The sequence below is a fragment of the Micromonospora sp. LOL_025 genome (genome assembly GCF_048060285.1).
Lineage (GTDB): Bacteria > Actinomycetota > Actinomycetes > Mycobacteriales > Micromonosporaceae > Micromonospora.
This window is the reverse complement of record NZ_JBHMIR010000002.1, coordinates 157,505-180,394: the sequence shown is the minus strand read 5'-3', so window position 1 is coordinate 180,394 and position 22,890 is coordinate 157,505. Positions and strand designations below refer to the sequence as shown.

Here is a 22,890-nt window from a genome sequence, read left to right as displayed (position 1 = left end):
AGCGTCGGCCCGGGGTGGAGGAGATCGGATTGACCGTCGAGCAGCGGAGCTTCGAGCCCGGCACCGACGTGCTCATCCGCAAGGTCGACAGTCACCTCGCCGCCGTCCGCACCGGGCTGTCCGGCCCGGAGCTGGAGCTGGCCGAGCGGCTGGCCGCCGCGCTGCGGGAGCTGGTGGTCTGCACCGCCCAGGCCAGCGCGGCCGACCGGGGGCAGGTCCGCGCCGCGGTGCACTACTTCGTGCTGCGCCGGGAGAGCCGGGGCCGGTTGCTGCCGGTGCGCTCCCTCGCCGCCGCCCAGCGGGTGGTCAACAAGGTCGTGGTCCAGCTCGGCCGTCCCGAACTGCTGGTGGAGCCCCGTCGCGAGCGCCCCGCCCGGGAGCCCGTCGCCCCGACCGCCGACGTCGCCGTCGGCTGACCGCCGCCTCCGGGCTGACGGCTGCCCTCCCACGTGCGCCCGGCCGCTCGGCCGCCCTTCCGTGTCGCCCCCTCGGCTGACGGCTGCCCTCCCGCCCGCGCCGGCTGAATGGCCGCCGGCGACAACGGGACGAATTCGCGCAAAACCGCCCGCCGGGCGACGAACTGGCGTGTGATCGCACCTAGGTGCCGTTCCACCTCCGGCGCGCGCCGCAGCCACCTCGACCGGGAGCGCGGGTGCTCGTACTGCTGATCCTCCACTTCGTGGCGGCCCTCGTCGCGCCGCTGCTCGTCCGGTGGTGGGGTCCCCGCGCCTGCTACCCGCTGGCGCTGGCGCCGGCGGCGGCGTTCGGCTGGGCGCTGGCCCGCACGCCCGCCGTCCAGGACGGCGGCGCGGTGGTCGAGACGTACCCGTGGATCGGCCAACTCGGCGTCGACCTGGCGCTGCGGCTGACCACCCTGTCCTGGCTGATGACCCTGCTCGTGGGTGGCGTCGGCGCGCTGGTCCTGGTCTACAGCGCCCACTACTTCGGCCGGGAGTCGGCCGGCGTGGCTCGGTTCGCGGCCGTGCTGGTGGCCTTCGCGGGGGCGATGCTCGGCCTGGTCCTCGCCGACGACCTGCTGCTGCTCTACGTCTGCTGGGAACTCACCACGATCTTCTCGTACCTGCTGATCGGGCACAGCACCGAGCGGCGCTCCAGCCGGTGGGCGGCGGCGCAGGCGCTGACCGTGACCACCCTGGGCGGGCTGGCGATGCTGGTGGGCTTCATCATGCTCGGCGAGCACGCCGGCACCTACCGCTGGTCGGAGATCGCCGCCGCCCCGCTGCCGGGCGGGGCGTACCTCGTCGCGGCGGTCCTGCTGATCCTCGCCGGGGCGCTGTCCAAGTCCGCGCTGCTGCCGTTCAGCTCGTGGCTGCCGGTGGCGATGGCGGCGCCCACGCCGGTGAGCGCGTACCTGCACGCCGCCGCGATGGTGAAGGCGGGCGTCTACCTGATCGGGCTGCTCGCCCCGGTGCTGGCGGGCGCCGGGCCGTGGCGGCCGGTGGTCGTGGTCGCCGGGCTGGCCACCATGCTGACCGGCGGCTGGGCCGCGCTGCGGCAGACCGACCTGAAGCTGCTGCTGGCGTACGGCACGGTCAGCCAGCTCGGCCTGCTCGCGGTGGCCGTCGGGGCGGGCACCCCGGACACCGCGCTGGCCGGAGCGGCGATGCTGCTGGCCCACGCCCTGTTCAAGGCGCCGCTCTTCCTCGTCGTCGGCATCATCGACCACGGCGCCGGCACCCGCGACCTGCGGGAGCTGTCCGGGCTGGGGCGCGGCGCGCCGCTGCTCGTCACCGTGACGGTGCTCGCCGCCGCGTCGATGGCCGGGCTGCCGCCGCTTGTCGGCTTCGTCGCCAAGGAGGCCGTGCTGGCCGCCTTCACCGACCGGCCCGCCGTCGTCGCCGTGCTCGTGGTCGGCACCGCGCTCACCGTCGCCTACAGCGCCCGCTTCGTCTGGGGCGCGTTCGCCACCCGGCCGGGCGTGGAGCCGACCGTCCTCCGGCGCGTCCCCGCGTCGATGCTCGCCCCGCCGGCCCTGCTGGCCGCCGTCGGACTGGCCGCCGGCCCGGCCGCCGGGATCCTCGACGGCCTGCTCCGCCCGTACGCCGAGCTGTTCGGCGTGGTCGGCAAGGACCTGGCGCTCTGGCACGGCCTCAGCCCCGCGCTCGGCCTCTCCGCGCTGGCCGTGGCCGGCGGCGCGGCGCTGTTCGCGCTGCGCGGGCCGCTCGCCCCGGTGCTGGCCCGGCTGCACGTTCCGGTCGGCGGCAACCAGGGGTACGAGTGGTTCACCCGCCGCTTCGACCGGCTGGCCATCGAGGTGACCGGCGCCACCCAGCGCGGCTCGCTGCCGCAGTACCTCGGCGTCATCCTGCTCGTGCTCACCGTGGTGCCCGGCGGGGCGATGCTGGCCACCCGTCCGTGGCAGGACCGGATCGCCCTCTGGGACAGCCCGTTGCAGGTCCTGGTGGTGGCGATCGTCACCGTCGCGGCCGTGCTCGCGGTCGGCGCCCGCCGGCGGCTGACGGCGATGCTGCTGGTGGGCATGACGGGCTACGGCACCGCGATGCTCTTCGTGGTCTACGGCGCGCCGGACCTGGCGCTGACCCAGTTCCTCGTCGAGACCGCCACCATCGCGGTGTTCGTGCTGGTGCTGCGCCGGCTGCCGGAGCGGTTCTCGGCCCGCCCGAGACGTCGGCGGTGGGTGCGCCGGGCGATCGGGCTGGCCGTCGGCGTGGTGGTCGGTGGGCTGGCCCTCACCGCCGCCTCGGCCCGGCGGGCACCCACCATCTCCGACGCGTTCCCCGACCTCGCCGTCACCGAGGGGTACGGCCGCAACGTGGTCAACGTGACCCTGGTCGACATCCGCGCCTGGGACACGATGGGCGAGCTGTCGGTGCTGGTGGTGGCCGCGACCGGCGTGGCCAGCCTGGTCTTCCAGCGGTCCCGGACCGGTCCCCGCCCCCGCCGCCCGGAGCCGCCGAGCCGGGTGCAGCGGCCGGGGCACCGGGTCTGGCTGCGCGGCGGGGCGACCCTGCACGAGCGGCAGCGCTCGATCGTGCTGGAGGTGGTGACCCGGCTGGTCTTCCACACGGTGGTGGTCTTCTCCCTGTTCCTGCTCTTCGCCGGCCACAACGCGCCGGGCGGCGGCTTCGCCGGCGGCCTCGTGGCGGGCCTGGCCCTGGCCGTGCGCTACCTGGCCGGCGGCCGCTACGAGCTGGCCGAGGCCGCCCCGGTCGCCGCGGGCACGGTGCTCGGCGCCGGCCTCCTCGTCTCGATCGGCACCGGGGCCGTCGCCCTGTTCGCGGGCGGTTCGGTGCTCGAGAGCGCCCGGATCGACCTGTGGCTGCCGCTGATCGGGGACTTCTACCTGATCACGTCCCTCTTCTTCGACGTCGGCGTCTACCTGGTCGTGGTCGGGCTGGTGCTGGACATCCTGCGCAGCCTCGGCGCCGAGGTGGACCGGCACATCGAGGCGGCCGGCGAGTCCGGGGGCGGGCTGCGGGTCGACCGGCAGGGGGAACGGCCGTGAGGACGGGCGCCGCGGGACCGACGCTGGTGCTGGTCGTCGCCGCCGGGGTGCTGGTCGGCTGCGGGGTCACCCTGCTGCTGGAACGCAGCCTGACCCGGATCCTGCTGGGTGTCATCCTGCTCGGCAACGGGGTCAACGCGCTCATCCTGCTGGGCGGTCGTGCGGGGGCCGCCCCGCTGGTCGGCACGGCGCCCGCCGGCACGTTGAGCGACGCGCTGCCGCAGGCCATGATCCTCACCGCCATCGTGATCACCTTCGGGCTGACCGCGTTCCTGCTGGCGGTGAGCTACCGCAGCTGGTATCTGACCGGCGACGACGAGGTGCCCGACGACATCGAGGACCGGCAGGTCAGGCAGGCGGCCGAGCGCAACGAGCCGGCCGCCGCCGACTTCGGGGGAGAGGACCCGGACGCCGACCCCGAGCAGGTCGACCCGGAGCCGCCGCGCCGGCTGCGGCGTGGGGACGGCCCGGGATGAGCGGGTACGCGCGGCGGGGCGCCCGATGAACCGGCTCGTGCCGCTGCCCGTGGTGGTGCCGCTGCTGGGCGCGGCGCTGACCCTGCTGCTGGCCCGGTGGCCCGGGCTGCAACGGATCGTCAGCGTGAGCTGCCTGACCGCCACGCTGGCGGTGGCGGCGGTGCTGCTCGTGCAGGCGTACCGGCACGGGCCGGTGGTGGCCCAGGTCGGCGGGTGGCCGGCGCCGGTGGGCATCGTGCTGGTCGCGGACCAGCTCGCCGCGCTGATGCTGGTGGTCTCCTCGGCGGTGACCCTGTGCGTGCTGCTCTACTCCGTCGGCCAGGGGCAGGGGGACGTCGGCGAGACCGCCCCGGTGACCATCTACCACCCCACCTACCTGGTGCTGACCGCCGGCGTGACCAACGCGTTCCTCGCCGGCGACCTGTTCAACCTCTTCGTCGGCTTCGAGATCCTGCTGGCCGCGAGCTTCGTGCTGATCACCCTCGGCGGCACCGAGACCCGGATCCGCACCGGCTCGACCTACGTCGTGGTCAGCATCCTCTCCTCGATGATCTTCCTCGCCTCGGTGGGCCTGGTGTACGCGGCCACCGGCACCCTGAACATGGCCCAGCTGGCGCACCGGCTGGACGCGCTGCCCGACGGCGTACGGCTGACCCTCCAGTTGATGCTGCTGCTCGCCTTCGGGGTCAAGGCGGCGGTCTTCCCGCTCTCGGCCTGGTTGCCGGACAGCTACCCGACGGCGCCGGCCCCCGTCACGGCGGTCTTCGCCGGCCTGCTCACCAAGGTCGGCGTGTACGCGATCATCCGCACCGAGACGCTGCTCTTCCCCGGCGGCCACCTCGCGGGGCTGCTGATGGTGGTGGCCGGGCTGACCATGGTGGTCGGCATCCTCGGCGCGGTGGCCCAGTCCGACATGAAGCGGCTCTTCTCGTTCACCCTGGTCAGCCACATCGGCTACATGATCTTCGGGGTGGGGCTGAGCACCGTGGCCGGGCTCTCCGGCGCGATCTTCTACGTGGTGCACCACATCACCATCCAGACCACGCTGTTCCTGGTCGCCGGGCTGGTCGAGGAGCGGGCCGGCAGCACCGACCTGCGCCGCATCGGCGGGCTGGCCCGGGCGGCCCCGCTGCTCGGCGTGCTCTTCTTCGTCCCCGCCATGAACCTCGCCGGAGTGCCGCCATTCTCCGGGTTCCTCGGCAAGCTCGGCCTGCTCCAGGCCGGCGTCGCGGCCGGCGAGCCGCTGCCCGGCGTGCTGGTCGCGGCGGGGACGGTGACGAGCCTGCTCACCCTCTACGTGGCCTCGCGGGTGTGGAACATCGCCTTCTGGCGCGCCCCCCGGCTGGCCACCACCGAGCCGGTCGTCCGCCTGCCCGCGCTGATGGTCGGCGCGACGATCGCGCTGGTCGGGCTGGGGCTGGCGCTGACGGTCGTCGCCGGGCCGCTGTTCGACGTCACCGCCGACGCGGCGGCCGACCTGCGCGAGCGCACCCCGTACATCCGTTCCGTGCTGCCGGCCGGTGCCCCGTGACCCGGGCCTCCGGGGCGCCACGCGGGCGGGGGCGGCGGCGCGACCGGCTCATCGCCTTCGGCTGGCTGGTCCTGGTCTGGAACCTGCTCTGGGGGGACTTCTCGTGGGGCAACCTCGCGGGCGGGACGCTCGTGGCCGGTGCCGTGCTGCTGTTCTTCCCGCTGCCGCCCGTGAGCTTCGGCGGCCGGCTGCGCCTCGGGCCGCTGTTCGTCTTCGCGGTGCGCTTCGTCGGCGAGCTGGTCAACGCCAGCGTGCACGTCGCCCGGGTCGCGGTGCAGCCCGGCAACCGGCCCCGAGGGGCGATCATCGCGGTCCGCCTGCGGGTGCGTACCGACCTGAACCTGGCGCTCACCGCCGAGGCGATCTCGCTGGTGCCGGGCACGCTGATCGTCGAGGTGGACCGGGACGTCGGAGTCCTCTACGTGCACGTGTTCGACACCCACGGACCGCAGGACCTCCGCGGCAGCCGGCGGCGGATCCTCGCCGTCGAGCGGCGGCTCGTCCACGCGGTCGGCTCTGCCGCCGAGGTCCGCCAGGTGAGCGCCGATCCCGTCGAGAGGGGACCCTGACCCGTGACCACGTTCCTCGCCGTCACCCTCACCACCCTGTTCTCGGTGACCGCCCTGCTGGCCCTGATCCGGCTCTACCGGGGGCCGTCGCTGATCGACCGGGTGGTCGCGGCCGACATGCTGCTCGCCACCATGGTGGGCGCGGTCGGCGCGGAGGCCGCGGTGAACCGCCACGCCACCACCCTGCCGGTGCTGGTGGCGCTGTCCACGCTCGGCTTCGTGGGATCGGTGTCGCTGGTCCGCTTCGCCGTCCGCGAGGACGGTGAGGCCTGATGTGGGGCGACCTGGCCGACTGGCTGGGCGGCGGCTGCCTGGTGGCCGGCGCCCTGCTGAGCCTCGCCGCCGGGATCGGGGTGCTGCGCTTCCCGGGCACGCTGGACCGGATGCACGCCGCGACCAAGCCGCAGGTGCTCGGGGTACTGCTCCTGCTGCTGGGCCTGGGGCTGCGCCTGCGGACCCCGGCAGACCTCGGCATGGTGGCGCTGGTCGGGATCTTCCAACTGGTCACCGCCCCGGTGGCGGCCCAGATGATCGGCCGGGCCGCGTACCGCGCCGGCCGGGTCGATCCGGCCCTGCTCGACGCCGACGAACTCGCCGACCGCTGACGGCCCTTCCCGCACGACGGCCGAGGCGTCCCGATTCGGGGACTGCGGTGCGGACGTCGGGAAGCCTTCGGCACACCTTCAGCGGATATCCAGCCGATCCCGATAAAATGGGCCGCATGATCGACTCTTCTGCCCAGGAGGGCAGCAGTAGCCAGCCGGGTCGTGCCCGGCGTATCCCGACCCCGACGTCCCCGGGAGCCCTGAGCGACCCGTGTTGATCGTCGTTGGTCTTCTCCTCATCATCGTTCTCACCGTCGCCACGGGTTACTTCGTGGCCCAGGAGTTCGGCTACGTCGCCGTGGACCGCGGCCGGCTCAAGCAGCTGGCCGACGACGGCGACAAGGCCGCCGCCCGGGCGCTGGAGGTGACCGGGCGGCTGTCGTTCATGCTCTCCGGCGCCCAGCTCGGCATCACCGTCACCGCCCTGCTCGTCGGTTACGTCGCCGAGCCGTTCCTCGGCGCCGGGCTGGCCGAGCTGCTCGGGGGCGCCGGCGTCTCGACGGCGGTCAGTCTCCCGCTCTCGGTCGCCCTGGCCCTGGTCCTCGCCACCGTGGTGCAGATGGTCCTCGGCGAGCTGGCCCCGAAGAACCTCGCCATCGCCCGGCCCGAGCCCCTCGCGAAGGCCCTGAGCAGTTCCACCCTGATCTACCTCAAGGTCGCCGGCCCGTTGATCAAACTCTTCGACCGGGCCGCGGTCCGGCTGCTGCGAAGCGTCGGCATCGAGCCGATCGAGGAGCTGCCCAGCGGCGCCACCCCGCAGGACCTGGAACAGATCATCGCCGAGTCCCGCCAGGAGGGGCACCTGACCGCCGAGATGTCCACGCTGCTCGACCGGGGGCTCGACTTCCGGGGGCTGACCGCGGGCGAGGTCATGGTGCCCCGCGTCGACGTGCACACCGTACGCGCGCACGAGCCGCTCAGCCGGGTCGTGGAGCTGCTGGACACCGGCAAGTCCCGCTTCCCCGTACGGGGCACCGAGGGCGTCGACGACCTCGTCGGCGTGGTCGGCATCGCCGACGTGCTCGGCGTACCCCCGGAGCGGCGCGCGAGCACCCCGGTCAGCGCGGTCGCCGGCCCTCCGCTGCTGGTGCCGGAGACGCTGCCGCTGCCGACGGTGCTGGACCGGCTGCGCTCCGGCCACCGGCAGCTGGCCTGCGTGGTCGACGAGTACGGCGGCTTCGCCGGCGTGATCACGCTGGAGGACATCGCCGAGGAACTCGTCGGCCCGATCCGGGACGAGGACGACCCGCCGGAGCGGGCCCCGGCCCGGCAGGAGGACGGCTCCTGGGTGGTGCCGGCCCGCTGGCGCATCGACGAGGTCGCCGACAGCACCGGCATCGCGCTGCCCGAGGCCCCGGAGTACGACACGCTCTCCGGCCTGGTCATGCGGGAGCTGGGGCGGGTCCCCGAGGTCGGTGACCGGCTGGAGATCAGCCTGCCGGCCGACGGCGAGGACGGCGCGGAGGAATCGCGCGCCCTGGTGGAGGTGCTGGCCGTGGACCGGCACGTGGCCGACTCCGTCCGGCTGCGGATCGCCGCGCCCGGGGAGGTGTCCGCGTGAGCCCCGGCATCGCGCTCTTCACGTCGGTGATCCTGCTGGCGTTGAACGGCTTCTTCGTGGCCGCCGAGTTCGCCCTGGTGGCCAGCAAGCGCTACCGGCTGGAGCACGCCGCCGCCAGTGGCGGTCGGGCCGCCCGGGCCGCGCTGGACGGCGTACGCGAGCTGTCGCTCATGCTCGCCGGCGCGCAGCTCGGCATCACGCTGTGCACCCTGGGCCTCGGCGCGCTCGCCGAGCCGGCGATCGAGCACCTGCTGAGCCCGCTGCTGCACGCGGTCGGGCTGCCGGACGCCGCCAGCCACGTGGTCGCGCTGATCTTCGCGCTGAGCGTCGTCACCTTCCTGCACCTGGTGGTCGGGGAGATGGCGCCGAAGTCCTGGGCGATCACCCACCCGGAGCGCTCGGCCGTGCTGCTGGCGCTGCCGTTCCGCGCCTTCGCGCGGGTCGCCCGGCCGGTGCTGTCGGTGATGAACGCGCTGGCCAACGCGATGCTGCGGCTGGTCAAGGTCAACCCGCAGGACCAGCTCGCCCAGGTGCACGGCCCGGACGAGCTGCGGATGCTGCTGGAACAGTCCCGCGAGCACGGCCTGCTGGGCGCCGAACAGCACGAGATGCTGACCAGCATGCTGGAGCTGCAGGGCACCACGGTGGCGCAGGTGATGGAGCCGTTCGACCAGATGGTGACGGTGCGCCGCGACGAGGGGGCCGACCGCATCGAGCAGGTCAGCCGGGACAGCGGCCGCTCGCGGCTGGCCGTGCTGGACGCCAACGGTGACGTCTGCGGCCTGGTCCACGTCCGGGAGGCGGTGCGGGCCACCACCACGGGCCGTACGGTCACCGCCGGCGACCTGATGACCAACGCCCTCACCCTGCCGGGCACGGCGTCGGTGACCGACGCCGTGGCGGAGATGCGCGCCCGGCAGTCCCAGCTCGCGCTGGTACGCAACGGGGGCGGGCCGACCCGGCCGATCGGGTTCGTCGCGCTGGAGGACCTGCTGGAGGAGGTCATCGGCGAGTTCGACGACGAGACCGACCCGGTGCCGCGCGGTCGACGCATGAGATGAAAACGGATAGGTGGCCGCTGTTCGCCGAAGTCAAGGCGGCCACGCGCGAGGTCCGCGACCATACAGGGGGCCACGCGCGAGGTCCGCGACCTTGGAGGGGGCCCCGCGCGAGGTCCGCGACCGTGGGGGTGGCCGAGCTGGCCCGGTGGCGGACGGGGGAGTGCCGTGCGGTTGACGGGGGTGTCGCCCGAGTCCGGCTGGACCGGCCTGTCGGTGCGGACCGCCCTGGCCAACGCGAGCACCCGTCCCGGGCTGCGGCTGCCGGGGCGGGTCACCGTCGTCGCCGGCTCCACCGACGTACCCGTCCTGCACGTCCGGCTCGGCCTGGTCACCACGGCCGAGCCGGACGACCCGGAGGCGCCCCGTCGCCTGGTGCAGTTCCACCAGGGGACGGTGGCCGGCGGATTCGTGCTGAGGGCCGGGCGGGGCCGGTCGATCCCGTTCGAGTTCCCGCTGCCGTGGGAGACCCCGGTGACCGTGTTCGGCGGGGCGCCCCTGCTCAGCCTGCGGATGGGGCTGCGTACCGAGGTGGCGGTCGAGCCCCGCCTCGACCAGGGCGCGATGGTGCCGGTCTTCGTGCATCCGCTGCCCACCCAGGCGCACGTCCTGGCGGCCCTCGACACGCTCGGCTTCAGCATGCGCCAGGCCGGCCTGGTCGACGCGCGGCTGCCGGGGGTGGCGCAGACCCTGCCGCTGCACCAGCGGCTCGGCTACTGGGTGGCGCCGCTCTACGCCGGGCCGATCACCGAGCTGGAGCTGATCTTCATCGCCGAGCCGGCCGGCCTGGAGGTGATCCTCTGGCTGGACCGGCGGCTGGCCCTGGCCGGGATCACCCACCAGAGCATCAGCCGGTTCCGGGTGTGGCACGTCGGCGCCGACAAGCGGGACTGGATCGCGACCGTGGACGCCTGGCTGCGTACGGCGATCAACCGGCACGCCGCGGCCGCCGCGCACGCCGACTGGTCCGCGACCCTCTCCGGGTCGGCGCACGTCAGCCGCCCGCCGGACGAGCCGATCCACCCCGGCTTCGGGCTGGGCGGCACGGCCGGCGGAGCGGGCGTCGGGGGCTCCGGCGGCGGCGACGGCACCTGACCCGACCGGGTCAGGCGGTGGCGGTGGCCAGCTTGAGGCTGAAGCCGAGGAAGAGCGCGGCGACGCCCGTGGTGGCGCCGACGGCCAGGCGGTGGCGCCGACGGAACTGGGCCGCCAGGAACGTGCCCGTGAAGATCAGCGCGGTCAGGTAGAGCGCGCTGGTGACCTGGGCGATCAGCCCGAGCAGCAGGAACGACAGCGCCGGCCAGGCGTAGCCCGGGTCCACGAACTGGATGAAGAACGAGACGAAGAAGAGGATCGCCTTCGGGTTGAGCAGGCTGATCACCAGCGCCTTGCGGAAGGGGCTGCGCAGCGCCGCCGGCTCCGCGGCGTCGATGAGCCGCGGGGCGGCCGGGTCGTTGCGGGTCCGCCAGCGTCGCCACGCGCCGCGCAGCATCGTCAACCCCACATAGCCGAGGTACGCGGCGCCGGTGTATTTGATCACGAGGAAGAGCGGCGGGTACGCCTGGACCAGCGACGCCACGCCGGCGGCGGAGAGGACCATCAGCACCCCGTCGCCGACGAAGACCCCGCCGGCCGCCCGGTAACCGGCCGCCACGCCCCGCTGCGCGGCGGTGGAGAGCACGAAGAGGGAGTTGGGACCGGGCAGCAGAACGATCGCCACGGTGCCCAGCACGTACGTCCAGATGTCGGTGATGCCCAGCACGCCCGCCATCATGGGGCCACGGGTGCCGCCCGGCGAAGTCTTTCCCGGAGCATGGCCTGTGCGTTCGGCCACTCGTCGACGGTCATCGAATACTGCACGGTGTCCCGCCAGGAACCGTCCGGACGGATCCGGTGCCTGCGCAGCACCCCTTCGCGGGACGCGCCGAGGCGCTCGATCGCCCGCTGCGAGCGGTCGTTGCGGATGTCGGTGTGCCAGACGACCCGTACCGCGCCCAGCTCCTCGAAGGCGCGGGTGAGCAGCAGCAGTTTCGCCTCCGTGTTGATCCCGGTGCGCCACCAGGGGCGGCCCAGGTAGGTGTAGCCGATCGCCACCGCCCGCCGCTCCGGGTCCACCTCGTAGAAGGAGGTGGTGCCGACCACCGCGCCGGTCACCGCGCAGCGCTGCGCCCAGGGCACCCGCTCGCCCCGCCGGTGCGCGGCCAGGGCGGTGGCGATCCCGTCGGCGGTGCCGGCGGCGTCGGGCGGCTGCGGGCTGCCCAGGTGCCGCCAGACCTCCGGGTCGGTGGTCGCGGCGTGCAGCTCGTCCGCGTGCGTGAGGTCGAGCGGCTCCAACAGCACGTGCTCCCCGCGCAGCACCGCCGGGTCGAGCCACGGCGACGTCTCCGGCCGCAGGTACGCCGGCACCGGCACGGTCACCCCGGCGTCGGGCTCGGGCAGCCCGGCGGTCAGCCGCAGCGGCACCACGCCGGCCCAGTGCGGCAGGGTGAGGTCGGTCTCCTCGTCGCGTACGCCGCCGCTGCGGGCGCGGACCGAGACCTCCCGCAGCGGCAGGGCCAGCACGGCCGTCTCGGCCAGCTCCCGGCGCGACGGGGGTCGGCTGTCCGCGCTGCGCCCCGCGCCGGCCTTCTCCACCAGGGCGGTCAGCATCCGCAGCTTCTCCCGCTCGTCGGTGACCAGGCGGGCGGTGCCGTGCGCGACCACCGAGCGGTAGTTGGCGCTGTGGTGGAACTGCGAGCGGCCGTAGACGAGGCCGTCGAGCAGGGTGACCGCGACGCAGACCGGCAGCCCGTCGCCCCGGGCGGCGAGCAGCGGCCGGCTGCCGGTGGAGCCGTGCAGGTAGAGGGTGTCGCCGACGCGTACGTGCAGGGTGGGCAGCACCCGGGGCTCGCCGTCGACGGTGAACCCGAGCGCGCAGTCGTACGCCTCGTCGAGGACGGCGTGCGCGGCAGCCTCGTCGTAGCTCATCCGCTCCCGGGAGCGGCTGGCGGTGGTCCGGTCGGTGGGTGCGTACATGGCTCGACCTTTGTTCTAGTACAATCCCTGATTTGTGTCAGCACGCTATCAGGTCGCCGGTACGACGGCCGCCGAGATTTCGGCCAGCATCGAATCGGGCATCCGCACGGCCGCCCTCGCCCCGGGTGACGCGCTGCCCCCGGTGCGGGAGCTCGCCGCCCGGCTCGCGGTGAGCCCGGCCACGGCCGCCCGCGCCTACCAGGAGCTGCGCCAGCGGGGCCTGGTGGTCACCGCCGGCCGGCACGGCACCCGGGTCCGGCCCCGGCCGCCGGTGGCGTCCCGCCGCTCCGCGCTGCGCCCGCCGACCGCCCCCGGCCTGCGCGACCTCTCCCGGGGCGAGCCGGACGTGCGCCTCCTGCCACCCCTCGGGGCGCACCTCGCCGGCCTGGCCGCCGACGCGGGCGAGCCGCTCGGCTACCCGGCGGCCGGGGTGCTGCCCGAGCTGGCCGAGGCGGCCCGCGAGCGGCTGGCCGCCGACGGCGTACCGGCCACGGAGCTGACCGTCACCGGCGGCGCGCTGGACGGCATCGAGCGGCTGCTCGGCGCGCACCTGCGCCCCGGCGACGCGGTCGCGGTCGAGGACCCGGGCTGGGCCAACCTGCTCGACCTGGTCGCCGCGCTCGGGCTGCGGCCGATCGGCGTGCCGGTCGACGACGACGGTCCGCTCGTCGGCGGGGTCGCCGCCGCGCTCGCCGCCGGCGCCCGGGCGCTGATCGTGACGAGCCGGGCCCAGAATCCCACCGGCGCGGCGGTCTCCGCCGAGCGGGCCGGGCAGCTGCGCGCCCTGCTCGCCGGCCGCTCCGACCTGCTGCTGATCGAGGACGACCACGCCGCCGAGTTGGCCCGCGTACCGCTGCACCCGCTCGCCGGGGCGACCCCGGCGTGGGCCTTCGTCCGCTCGGTGAGCAAGCCGTTCGGCCCCGACCTGCGGCTGGCCGTGCTGGTGGGCGACGAGACCACGGTGGCCCGGGTGGCCGGTCGGGCCCGGGTCGGCGCCGGCTGGGTCTCCACCGTGCTGCAACGGCTGGTCCTGGCGCTCTGGCGGGACCCCGCCGTGGCCGGGCTGGTGGACCGGGCCGCCGGCAGCTACGAGCGGCGGCGCACGGCGCTGATCGACGCGCTCGCCGGCCACGGCCTGCTCGCCCACGGCCGCAGCGGCATCAACGTCTGGCTGCCGGTCGACGACGAGACCAGCGTGCTGACCGCGCTGCGCGACGCCGGCTGGGCGGTCGCGCCCGGCACGCTGCACCGGATCGCCGGCCCGCCGGCGCTGCGGATCACCGTCAGCTCGCTCGACGAGGCGGAGATCCCGGACCTGGCCGAGGCGGTGGCCCGGGCCGTCCGGCCCGCCCCGCCCGGCGGCTTCACGGCGTGAGCCGGGGAGCCCGACGCGTTCCCGGACGGCCCGGTGCGGGCGTCGCCGCGTCGCCACTCCGCCCACACCGTCCACTTTGCTCACACCCGGCGTGTCCCTTCCGGCGGGTCCCGCGCGTGCTCCCTCCCGCAGCGGGTAGAACAGCAGCCATGGCCGAGCAGACCGAGACCGCGCCGGGCGCGCAGAAGTTCATCCCGCCGCGGGCCGACACCCTCGACGACCTGCGCGCCGCCGCCGCCGGCTGCCGGGGCTGCGAGCTCTACCGGGACGCGTCGCAGACCGTCTTCGGCCGGGGCGACGCCGACGCGCGGGTGGTCTTCGTCGGCGAGCAGCCCGGCGACCTGGAGGACCAGAAGGGCCTGCCGTTCGTCGGCCCGGCCGGGCGGCTGCTGCGCAGGGCGGTCGACGACGCGCGGCTCGACCCGGGCCACATCTACCTCACCAACGCCGTGAAGCACTTCCGCTTCGAGCAGCGCGGCAAGCGGCGCATCCACCAGACCCCGGACCGGGTGCACGTCACCGCCTGCCGGCCCTGGCTGGTGGCCGAGTTCGCCCGGCTGCGCCCGGAGATCGTGGTGGTGCTCGGCGCCACCGCCGCCAAGGCCCTGCTCGGCCCGACGTTCCGGGTCACCCGCCAGCGCGGCGAGCTGCTGCCCTGGCCGGAGTCGGCCCAGCACCCGGAGGACTTCCGGCGGGTGCCGGTGGACTCCACCGGCGCCGTCGCCGACGCCCCGCCGGCGCGGCTGCTGGCCACCATCCACCCGTCCGCCGTGCTGCGCGCCGACGACCAGGACAAGGCGTACGAGGGGCTGGTCGCCGACCTCACCGTCGCCGCCCGCGCCCTCGCCGGCTGAGCCGCCGCTTCCGGCCCGTCGGCCCGCTGGGCAGGGCGGGTGAGCGGTGCCACACTTGCCGCCATGGAGCAGCATCTCTACGAGCGCGACCACGAGGAGTTCCGCGAGCTGTGCCGCGAGTTCCTGACCCGCGAGGCGGTGCCCCACCACGAGCGCTGGGAGGCCGACGGGATCGTCGACCGCGAGGTGTGGCGCCGGGCCGGGGCGGCCGGCCTGCTGGGCATGGACGTCGACACCGAGTACGGCGGCGGCGGGCAGCGGGACTTCCGGTTCAACGCCGTGCTGGACGAGGAGATCGTCGCCGCCGGCTGCACCGGGCTCGGCTTCGGCCTGCACAACGACGTGGTGGCGCCGTACCTGACCGAGCTGGCCACCGACGAGCAGCGCAAGCGCTGGCTGCCCGGGTTCTGCTCCGGCGACCTGGTCACCGCGATCGCGATGAGCGAGCCCGGCGCCGGCTCCGACCTGGCCGGGATCCGCACGAGCGCGGTCCGCGACGGCGACAGCTGGGTGCTCAACGGCCAGAAGACCTTCATCACCAACGGGGAGATGGCCGACCTGGTGGTCGTGGTCGTGCGTACCGCGCCGGACCAGGGCGCGCACGGGGTGAGCCTGATCGCGGTGGAGAGCGGCACCCCCGGCTTCTCCCGGGGCCGGCGGCTGGCCAAGGTCGGGCTCAAGGCCAACGACACCGCCGAGCTGTTCTTCGACGACTGCCGGGTGCCGGCGGAGAACCTGATCGGCACCGAGAACCACGGTTTCTACCACCTGATGGCCAACCTGCCCCGGGAGCGGCTCAGCATCGCGGTCGTCGCGGTGGCCGCCGCCGAGCGGCTGCTCGCCGTCACCCTCGACTACGCCCGCTCCCGGCAGGCGTTCGGTCGGCCGATCGGCGCGTTCCAGCACAACCGCTTCCTGCTGGCCGAGCTGGACACCGAGGTCACCATCGCCCGCACCTTCGTCAACCACTGCGTCGCGGAGCACAACGCCGGCCGGCTGTCGGTCACCGACGCGGCCAAGGCGAAGTGGTGGACCACCGAGCTGCAGAACAGGGTCGCCGACCGTTGCGTGCAGTTGCACGGCGGCTACGGCTACATGCTGGAGTACCCGGTGGCGAAGGCGTGGCTGGACGGGCGGGTGCAGACGATCTACGGCGGCACCACCGAGATCATGAAGGAGATCATCGGCCGGGGCCTCGGGCTGTAGCGTCAACCGGCTGCCGGCCGGCGGGGCGGGTGCGCAAGGATGAGATGGCTTCTCACCCCTTACCCCGAAGGAGCCGCCATGGCCACCGACCTCGCCGCGCCGCTCGCCGCGCCCGACGTCGCGCCCATCCAGCGGCGTACCCTCCGGCTGCTCTTCGTCACCCAGATCATCGGCGGTATCGGGGTGACCATCGGCGTCGCCGTCGGGGCGCTGCTCGCCTCCGACATCGCCGGCACCGCCGTGGCGGGCCTGGTCAGCAGCGCCGCCGTCGTGGGTGGGGCGTTGCTCGCCGTGCCGGTCACGCGGATCATGACCGTCCGTGGCCGACGGCCCGGCCTGGTCGTGGCGTACCTGACCGGCGCGGCCGGCGGCGCTCTGGTGGTCCTCGCCGCGGTGACCCGCTGGGTCCCGTTGCTCTTCCTGGGCATGCTCCTGTTCGGCGGCGGCAGCGCGGCCAACCTCCAGGCCCGCTACACGGCGGTGGACCTGGCCGAGCCGGCGCGCCGGGGCCGCCAGCTCTCGTTGATCGTCTGGGCCACCACCCTCGGCGCGGTCGCCGCGCCGAACTTCGCCTCGCTCGCCGACCGCACCACCAGCGGCTGGGGGCTGCCGACGCTGGCCGGTCCGTTCGCGTTCAGCGCCGTCGCGCTCGTGCTGGCCGCCGGGGCGATCCTGGCGCTGCTGCGGCCGGACCCGCTGCTCACGGCGCGCCGGCTGGCGGCGACCGGCACCCCGGCGACCCCCGTCGTCGCGCCGGCGCCGACCGCCCGTCGCGGTGCGGGCATGCGGGCCGCCTGGGCGGTGGTACGCGCGCGCCCGGCCGCCCGGCTCGGCATCGTCGCGGTGGCGGTCGGCCACCTGGTCATGGTCGCGGTGATGGTGATGACCCCGGTGCGCCTGCACGAGTGGCACGACGACGCCGACGTGCTGCGGGTGGTCGGTCTCGTGCTGAGCCTGCACATCGCCGGCATGTACGCGCTGGCCCCGGTGGCGGGCTGGCTCACCGACCGGGTCGGTCGCCGCGCGGTGATCCTCGGCGGCGTCGGGCTGCTGCTCGCGGCGTGCGCGGTCGCCGGCACGGCCGGGCACCACACGGCCTGGCTCTCGGTCGGGTTGTTCCTGCTCGGCCTGGGCTGGTCGGGGACCATGGTCGCGGGCTCGACGCTGCTGTCGGAGTCGGTGCCGGTGGGGATCCGGCCGAGCGTGCAGGGGCTCTCCGACCTGACCATGGGCCTGGCCGGCGCCGCCGCCGGGGCGGCCAGCGGGTTTGTCGTGGAGGCGGCCGGTTATCCGGTGCTCACCGGACTCGCGGCGGTCGCGGTGGTGCCCCTGGTGACGCTAGCGTTGCGGCCGGTGCCGGTGGGGGCACCGGACGAGGAGGACTGATCACGTGCGGCTGACCGACTTCTGGTCCCGGCTGGAGGAGGCCTTCGGGCCCGGCTACGCGGGCAGCATCGCCCGCGACCAGGTGCTCTCGCAGCTCGGTGGGCGGACCATCGAGCAGGCCCTGGCGTCGGGTGAGCAGGCCCACGTGGTGTGGCGGGCGGTCTGCGCCGCCTATCCCGACCGGGTGCCCGCCCGACTACGCTGAGCAGCCGTTTCGCGGCTTCCGCGTGTCGCTTGCCGACTCGTACACCTGTTCGGCTATTGTCCACAGCGGGGTGCTCGTCCACAGCTCACGGCCGGCCGGCTGGTTTTCTGTCGGACCCAGCGCCTAGCGTGTCCGCGTGACGCGAAGCTCAGGAAAGACGCCGGCGAAGGCAGGGGTGGCAAACATGGCCGCAGGGCCCGATCGGGAGAAGGCACTCGACCTTGCTCTCGCTCAGATCGACAAGCAGTTCGGCAAGGGTTCGGTGATGCGGCTGGGAGAGCGGCCGGTCGTCCAGACCTCGGTGATTCCGACGGGTTCGATCGCGCTCGACGTGGCGCTCGGCGTGGGCGGTCTGCCCCGGGGCCGGGTCGTCGAGATCTACGGTCCGGAGTCCAGCGGTAAGACCACGGTGGCCCTGCACGCGGTGGCCAACGCCCAGCGGGCCGGCGGCATCGCCGCCTTCGTCGACGCCGAGCACGCGCTCGACCCGGAGTACGCCAAGGCCCTCGGCGTCGACACCGACGCCCTGCTGGTCTCCCAGCCGGACACCGGCGAGCAGGCGCTGGAGATCACGGACATGCTGGTCCGCTCCGGCGCGATCGACATCATCGTCATCGACTCGGTGGCCGCGCTGGTGCCGCGCGCCGAGATCGAGGGCGAGATGGGCGACAGCCACGTGGGTCTCCAGGCCCGGCTGATGAGCCAGGCGCTGCGGAAGATCACCGGTGTGCTCAACAACACCGGCACCACGGCGATCTTCATCAACCAGCTCCGCGAGAAGATCGGCGTGATGTTCGGCAGCCCCGAGACCACCACGGGTGGCCGGGCGCTGAAGTTCTACGCCTCGGTCCGGCTCGACGTGCGCCGCATCGAGAGCCTCAAGGACGGCACCGACGTGGTCGGCAACCGCACCCGGGTCAAGGTCGTGAAGAACAAGGTCGCCGCGCCGTTCAAGCAGGCCGAGTTCGACATCATGTACGGCAAGGGCATCTCCCGCGAGGGCTCGCTGATCGACGTCGGCGTCGAGCAGGCGATCATCCGCAAGTCCGGCGCCTGGTACACCTACGACGGCGACCAGCTGGGCCAGGGCAAGGAGAAGGCCCGCGAGTTCCTCCGGGAGAACCCGGACGTCGCCGCCGAGATCGAGAAGAAGATCCTGGAGAAGCTCGGCGTCGGGGTCGGCGCGGGTGACGCCGCCGGTGGCCCGGAGCTGCCGCCGGTCGACTTCTGACCGGTTCCTGACCCGTGGCAGGACGACGCGCCCGCACCGGGCGGGGCTGGGATGCCAGCCCCGCCCGCGCGGGTGACGACAGCGCGCCCCGGCCCCGTCGGGCCCGGCGCGGCCGTACCGACGACACCGATCCCGAGGCGCCCCCGGCCCCGCCGCGCGACGAGGCCGAGCTGGCGCGGGAGATCTGCCTGCGCCAGCTGGCCGTCCGGCCCCGCACCCGGGCCGAGCTGGCCGGGGCGCTGGCGAAACGGGGCGTCTCCGACGAGGTCTCGGCGGAGGTGCTCGACCGCTACGACGAGGTCGGCATCATCGACGACGCCGCGTTCGCCCGGGCCTGGGTGGCCAGCCGGCACTCCGGCCGGGGCCTGGCCCGCCGGGCGCTGGCCAACGAGCTGCGCCAGCGTGGGGTCGACGGAGAGGTCGCGAGCGAGGCGCTCGGCGAGCTGGACGAGGAGACCGAGGCCGAGACCGCCCGCGCCCTGGTCGAGCGGAAGCTGCGCACCGCCCGGGGCGAGCCGGACGCGGTCTTCCGGCGGCTGGTGGCCATGCTGGCCCGCAAGGGCTACCCGCCGGGCGTGGCGATCCGGGCGGTGAAGGACGCGCTCGCCGCCCAGAGCGCCGAGGCGGCCGAGTTCGCCGAGCAGATCGACGCCGACGCGCTCGCCGACGCCGAGGGCGAGCTGGACCGGGACAACCGCCCCCTCCGGTGAACGGGAGCGCCGGCCGGGAGGGGCCGCTGCTCAAGACGTGTCGCGACGGGCCCCTGAGCCCGGCAGCCGGACCGGAGGCGGCCCGATCGGGTTGGCCGGAGAGGACGTGTCGCGACAGGGCGGCGAACCTCTCGGTGGACTTCGTGTTGGAGGCGTGTGGTGACGAGCCGCGGGGCCCGGCGGTGGGCGGAGGGGGACTTCGATGTTGAAGGCGTGCCTCAACGGGGCCCGAGGGCGTGACGAGCATCCGGCGGTGCCGGTCACCCCGGTCGAGCTGGCGGCCGACGCGGCCCGCTGCGCGGCCCTCGGCGCCGGCGCCGTGCACGTGCATCCGCGGGACGCCGCCGGCCGGGAGTCCCTGCACCCGTCGGTGGTCGCCGCCGCGCTGGACGCGATCCGGATCGCCCGGCCGGGGCTGCCGGTCGGGGTGAGCACCGGAGCCTGGATCGAGCCGCAGCCGGCTGCCCGGGTGGCCGCGGTCCGGGCCTGGACCGTGCTGCCCGACTTCGCCTCGGTCAACGCTCACGAGCCGGGCGCGGAGGCGGTGGCGGCGGTCCTGCACGAGCGGGGCGTCATGGTCGAGGCGGGAATCTGGACGGTCGACGCGGTCGCGGCGTACGCGCGGTGGCGGGTGCCCGCCGGGCGGATCCTGATCGAGTGCATGGCCGACGATCCGGCGGTGGCGCTTGCGGACGCCGCCGCGATGCTGGCGGCGCTGCCGTCCCCTGCGGCCGGAAGCCCGCCGGTCCTGCTGCATGCCGAGGGGCCGGCGACCTGGTCGGTGCTGACCGAGGCGGTGCGCCGGGGCCTGCACAGCCGCATCGGGCTGGAGGACACGCTGTCGCTGCCCGACGGCTCGCCCGCGGCCGACAACGCCGCACTGGTGGCGGCGGCGCTGGCGGCGGGCGCCCACTGACCCGCCCGGCCCGGAACCAGCCCTGCGACCCGCCGCCCTGCGGCCCCGCCGCCGCCTCGCCACCCTGTGGTCCCGCCGCCGCCTCGCCGCCCTGCGCCCCCGCCGCTGCCTCGCCGCCCTGCGGCCCTGCCGCTGTGCCGCCGCCGTTCGCCGGCCCCGTCCGGCGCTCATGATCGGTTGACGCGGACCCGGCCCCGGACCCCGTCAACGGCCGGCTCGGTGACAGACGATCAGGGCAGCGGTAGTCGTGCGGCCACCCGTGGATCCCGGCGAGCGCTGCGGCGCAGACGGTTGCGTCACAGTCGGCCGGTGGCGCGGCGGCGGAGTACGCGCGCGGCCGTCGGGTGGCGCCTCGGTGGGCGCGTGCTCGGGGCCCGCGCTGAGCAGGGCCGACGTGTAGGGAGGCACGATCCGCTACCGTTTTGTCCGCCGGTGTCCGGGCGTGCATCAGCCTTGCGTGACGCGACAACTTCTCTCCGTTCGGGGGGTTTGATCATGAGTTCTTGACCGGAGCCCCCCGGGAGACCTAGCCTCGCCATACAGGCTCACATTGCCCGACCAAGCGCAGGCTAAGCGCACAACATAGATCGCGTAACGGAACAGCATCACTTTGGCCGATCTGATCGGTCACTGACGGCAGCTTCGGACTGGCCGGTCCGACGCTGGCGCGACAACTGCACCCGGCCGTCGGCGATGCTCCCGCGTGGGCACCGCCGACGGAAGCTACCCCACGGCCAGTCGCTCCGGTCGGGCGTCCACAGCCGCAGGGTGCGTGCCCATCGGCACGGTCGCTGCGGTCCCGACGTTCAGGGGAGGCGGCCATGGCGAGGCGGCGCAGTTCCACCGGGGTCCCGACATGAGCGGGCCGGTCGGGCCGGGCACCGTGGCCACCGGGCGGGACGGGGCGCCGGCATGAGCGGGTTCGACGTCGTGATCCTCGCCGTGGTGCTGGTCCTGACCGTGGTCGTGCTCGGGGCGGTGCTGCTCGGCGTACGGGCGCTGCGCCGGTTCGGTGCGGCGCCGGCGCCCGAGGATCCCGCCTTCATCGCCGAGAAGGACCGGCAGGAGCAGTCCCTCGCGGCCCTGCGCACCGCCGCCGACGAGGCCAACAGCACGATCGACGTGGCGAAGTCCGCCGCCGCGGCGGCCCGCGCCGAGGCGGCGGCCGCGAAGGCCGAGGCGAAGGCGGCCCGGGCGGAGGCACGCCGGGTGCTCGACGACGCCCGGGCGGAGGCCGACACCGTCCTCGAACGGGCACACAAGCAGGCCGAGGCCGACGCCGAGCAGTTGCGGGCCACCGCCCGGCGCAGCGGCGAGCGGGAGGTCGCGGTGCTCGCCGCCACCACCCGCGAGCAGGCCGCCGAGGTGGAGCGGCGGGCGGCCCGGATGGACGAGCGCGAGCGGCTGCACACCGAGGAGGTGGAGCGGCTCGCCGAGCGGGAGCGGCAGCTCACCGCCGCCAGCGCGGCCCTGTCGGCCCGCGAGGCCGCCCTCGCCCAGCGCGAGGCCGAGCTGGCCGAGGCGGAGGAGCACCGGCGCCGCGAGCTGGAGCGGGTCGCCGGCCTCACCGCCGACGCCGCCCGGGCGGAACTCGTCGAGGCGATCGAGGTCCAGGCCAAGCGGGAGGCCGCCCTGCTGGTCCGCGACATCGAGTCCGACGCCCGCGGCACCGCCGAGCAGCGCGCCCGGCACATCGTCGTGGACGCCATCCAGCGGGTCGCCAGCGAGCAGACGGCGGAGAGCGTGGTCAGCGTCCTGCACCTGCCCGGCGACGAGATGAAGGGGCGGATCATCGGCCGGGAGGGCCGCAACATCCGGGCCTTCGAGTCGGTCACCGGCGTCAACCTGATCATCGACGACACCCCCGAGGCGGTGCTGCTCTCCTGCTTCGACCCGGTGCGCCGGGAGGTCGGCCGGCTGACGCTGGAGAAGCTGGTCCTGGACGGGCGGATCCACCCGCACCGCATCGAGGAGGTCTACGACCTGGCCCGGCACGAGGTGGAGGAGCTCTGCCAGCGGGCCGCCGAGGACGCCCTGGTCGAGGTCGGCATCACCGAGATCCACCCGGAGCTGGTCACCCTGCTCGGCCGGCTGCGCTACCGGACGTCGTACGGGCAGAACGTGCTCAAGCACCTGGTGGAGACCGCGCACATCGCCGGCATCATGGCCGCCGAGTTGCGGCTGGACGTGCCGATCATCAAGCGCTCGGCGTTCCTGCACGACATCGGCAAGGCGCTCACCCACGAGGTGGAGGGCAGCCACGCCATCATCGGGGCCGACCTGGCCCGCAAGTACGGCGAGAGCGAGGACGTCGTCCACGCCATCGAGGCGCACCACAACGAGGTGCCGCCGCAGACGATCGAGGCCGTCCTCACCCAGGCGTCCGACGCCTGCTCGGGCGGTCGGCCGGGGGCCCGGCGGGAGAGCCTGGAGGCGTACGTCAAGCGGCTGGAGCGGATCGAGGAGATCGCGGCCGGCAAGCTCGGCGTGGAGAAGGTCTTCGCCATGCAGGCCGGCCGGGAGATCCGGGTGATGGTCAAACCGGACGACGTGGACGACATCGGCGCGGCCGTGCTGGCCCGGGACGTGGCCAAGCAGATCGAGGAGGAGCTGACCTACCCGGGGCAGATCCGGGTGACCGTGGTCCGCGAGTCCCGGGTCACCGAGATCGCCCGCTGACGGCGTCGACACGAAGGGCCGGCCCG

General features: G+C 74.6%; 21 protein-coding genes. 19 read left to right on the top strand and 2 right to left on the bottom strand.

Features of this window, described 5'->3' with window-relative positions; genetic code table 11:
- Window positions 1–29 precede the first annotated feature (29 nt).
- The 10 genes from ACFHW0_RS03555 to ACFHW0_RS03510 all read left to right on the top strand — a co-directional run bounded on the left by ACFHW0_RS03555 (window position 30) and on the right by ACFHW0_RS03510 (window position 10,382).
- Window positions 30–416 (top strand): hypothetical protein, encoded by a 387-nt coding sequence (locus ACFHW0_RS03555; protein WP_416605431.1) that lies wholly within the window; start codon window positions 30–32, stop codon window positions 414–416.
- A 236-nt stretch (window positions 417–652) separates the two neighbouring features.
- Window positions 653–3,487: a Na+/H+ antiporter subunit A gene (locus tag ACFHW0_RS03550; protein ID WP_416605430.1), complete on the top strand. Its 2,835-nt coding sequence runs from the start codon at window positions 653–655 to the stop codon at window positions 3,485–3,487.
- The gene (locus ACFHW0_RS03545) at window positions 3,484–3,963 is read left to right on the top strand and encodes a Na(+)/H(+) antiporter subunit C (RefSeq protein ID WP_416605429.1); all 480 of its coding nucleotides are present in this window, start codon (window positions 3,484–3,486) and stop codon (window positions 3,961–3,963) included. Before ACFHW0_RS03550 ends, ACFHW0_RS03545 begins: the two co-directional genes overlap by 4 nt.
- A gap of 25 nt (window positions 3,964–3,988) precedes the next feature.
- Entirely contained in the window at window positions 3,989–5,494 is a 1,506-nt protein-coding gene (locus tag ACFHW0_RS03540) for a Na+/H+ antiporter subunit D (protein WP_416605428.1), read from the top strand.
- Window positions 5,491–6,063, top strand: a complete 573-nt coding sequence (locus ACFHW0_RS03535; protein ID WP_416605426.1) for a Na+/H+ antiporter subunit E — start codon at window positions 5,491–5,493, stop codon at window positions 6,061–6,063. Before ACFHW0_RS03540 ends, ACFHW0_RS03535 begins: the two co-directional genes overlap by 4 nt.
- Before the next feature lie 3 nt (window positions 6,064–6,066).
- Window positions 6,067–6,336 (top strand): monovalent cation/H+ antiporter complex subunit F, encoded by a 270-nt coding sequence (locus tag ACFHW0_RS03530; protein ID WP_416605425.1) that lies wholly within the window; start codon window positions 6,067–6,069, stop codon window positions 6,334–6,336.
- Window positions 6,336–6,668, top strand: coding sequence for a monovalent cation/H(+) antiporter subunit G (mnhG, locus tag ACFHW0_RS03525; RefSeq protein WP_416605424.1), 333 nt, complete (start codon window positions 6,336–6,338; stop codon window positions 6,666–6,668). Before ACFHW0_RS03530 ends, mnhG begins: the two co-directional genes overlap by 1 nt.
- A 211-nt stretch (window positions 6,669–6,879) precedes the next feature.
- Entirely contained in the window at window positions 6,880–8,229 is a 1,350-nt protein-coding gene (locus ACFHW0_RS03520) for a hemolysin family protein (protein WP_416605423.1), read from the top strand.
- Window positions 8,226–9,290, top strand: coding sequence for a hemolysin family protein (locus tag ACFHW0_RS03515; protein ID WP_416605422.1), 1,065 nt, complete (start codon window positions 8,226–8,228; stop codon window positions 9,288–9,290). Before ACFHW0_RS03520 ends, ACFHW0_RS03515 begins: the two co-directional genes overlap by 4 nt.
- Before the next feature lie 165 nt (window positions 9,291–9,455).
- The gene (locus ACFHW0_RS03510; RefSeq protein ID WP_416605420.1) at window positions 9,456–10,382 is read left to right on the top strand and encodes a sporulation protein; all 927 of its coding nucleotides are present in this window, start codon (window positions 9,456–9,458) and stop codon (window positions 10,380–10,382) included.
- Between the two features lie 10 nt (window positions 10,383–10,392).
- Here the strand turns inward: ACFHW0_RS03510 and leuE are convergent, their stop codons facing one another.
- Window positions 10,393–11,061: a leucine efflux protein LeuE gene (gene leuE / locus ACFHW0_RS03505; protein ID WP_416605419.1), complete on the bottom strand. Its 669-nt coding sequence runs from the start codon at window positions 11,059–11,061 to the stop codon at window positions 10,393–10,395.
- Entirely contained in the window at window positions 11,058–12,302 is a 1,245-nt protein-coding gene (locus tag ACFHW0_RS03500; protein ID WP_416605418.1) for a bifunctional pyridoxamine 5'-phosphate oxidase family protein/GNAT family N-acetyltransferase, read from the bottom strand. Before ACFHW0_RS03500 ends, leuE begins: the two co-directional genes overlap by 4 nt.
- A gap of 34 nt (window positions 12,303–12,336) precedes the next feature.
- Between ACFHW0_RS03500 and ACFHW0_RS03495 the strand changes: the two genes are divergently transcribed.
- From ACFHW0_RS03495 to rny, 9 genes are all read left to right on the top strand, one after another.
- A complete protein-coding gene (locus ACFHW0_RS03495) occupies window positions 12,337–13,677 on the top strand; it encodes an aminotransferase class I/II-fold pyridoxal phosphate-dependent enzyme (protein ID WP_416605417.1) in 1,341 nt (446 codons plus the stop codon).
- A 116-nt stretch (window positions 13,678–13,793) separates the two neighbouring features.
- Window positions 13,794–14,531, top strand: coding sequence for a UdgX family uracil-DNA binding protein (locus ACFHW0_RS03490; RefSeq protein ID WP_416605415.1), 738 nt, complete (start codon window positions 13,794–13,796; stop codon window positions 14,529–14,531).
- 63 nt (window positions 14,532–14,594) lie between these two features.
- Window positions 14,595–15,737 (top strand): acyl-CoA dehydrogenase family protein, encoded by a 1,143-nt coding sequence (locus ACFHW0_RS03485; RefSeq protein WP_416605414.1) that lies wholly within the window; start codon window positions 14,595–14,597, stop codon window positions 15,735–15,737.
- 78 nt (window positions 15,738–15,815) lie between these two features.
- Complete coding sequence (locus ACFHW0_RS03480; RefSeq protein ID WP_416605413.1) at window positions 15,816–17,123, top strand: MFS transporter; 1,308 nt, start codon at window positions 15,816–15,818, stop codon at window positions 17,121–17,123.
- Between the two features lie 4 nt (window positions 17,124–17,127).
- Complete coding sequence (locus ACFHW0_RS03475) at window positions 17,128–17,328, top strand: DUF3046 domain-containing protein (protein ID WP_357087184.1); 201 nt, start codon at window positions 17,128–17,130, stop codon at window positions 17,326–17,328.
- 184 nt (window positions 17,329–17,512) lie between these two features.
- Window positions 17,513–18,559, top strand: a complete 1,047-nt coding sequence (gene recA, locus ACFHW0_RS03470) for a recombinase RecA (RefSeq protein ID WP_089001435.1) — start codon at window positions 17,513–17,515, stop codon at window positions 18,557–18,559.
- A gap of 14 nt (window positions 18,560–18,573) precedes the next feature.
- On the top strand, window positions 18,574–19,269 hold the full coding sequence (locus tag ACFHW0_RS03465; RefSeq protein WP_416605411.1) for a regulatory protein RecX: 696 nt from the start codon (window positions 18,574–18,576) through the stop codon (window positions 19,267–19,269).
- A gap of 202 nt (window positions 19,270–19,471) precedes the next feature.
- Window positions 19,472–20,185: a 3-keto-5-aminohexanoate cleavage protein gene (locus tag ACFHW0_RS03460; protein ID WP_416605410.1), complete on the top strand. Its 714-nt coding sequence runs from the start codon at window positions 19,472–19,474 to the stop codon at window positions 20,183–20,185.
- 912 nt (window positions 20,186–21,097) lie between these two features.
- Window positions 21,098–22,864 (top strand): ribonuclease Y, encoded by a 1,767-nt coding sequence (gene rny, locus ACFHW0_RS03455; protein WP_416605409.1) that lies wholly within the window; start codon window positions 21,098–21,100, stop codon window positions 22,862–22,864.
- Window positions 22,865–22,890 lie beyond the last annotated feature (26 nt).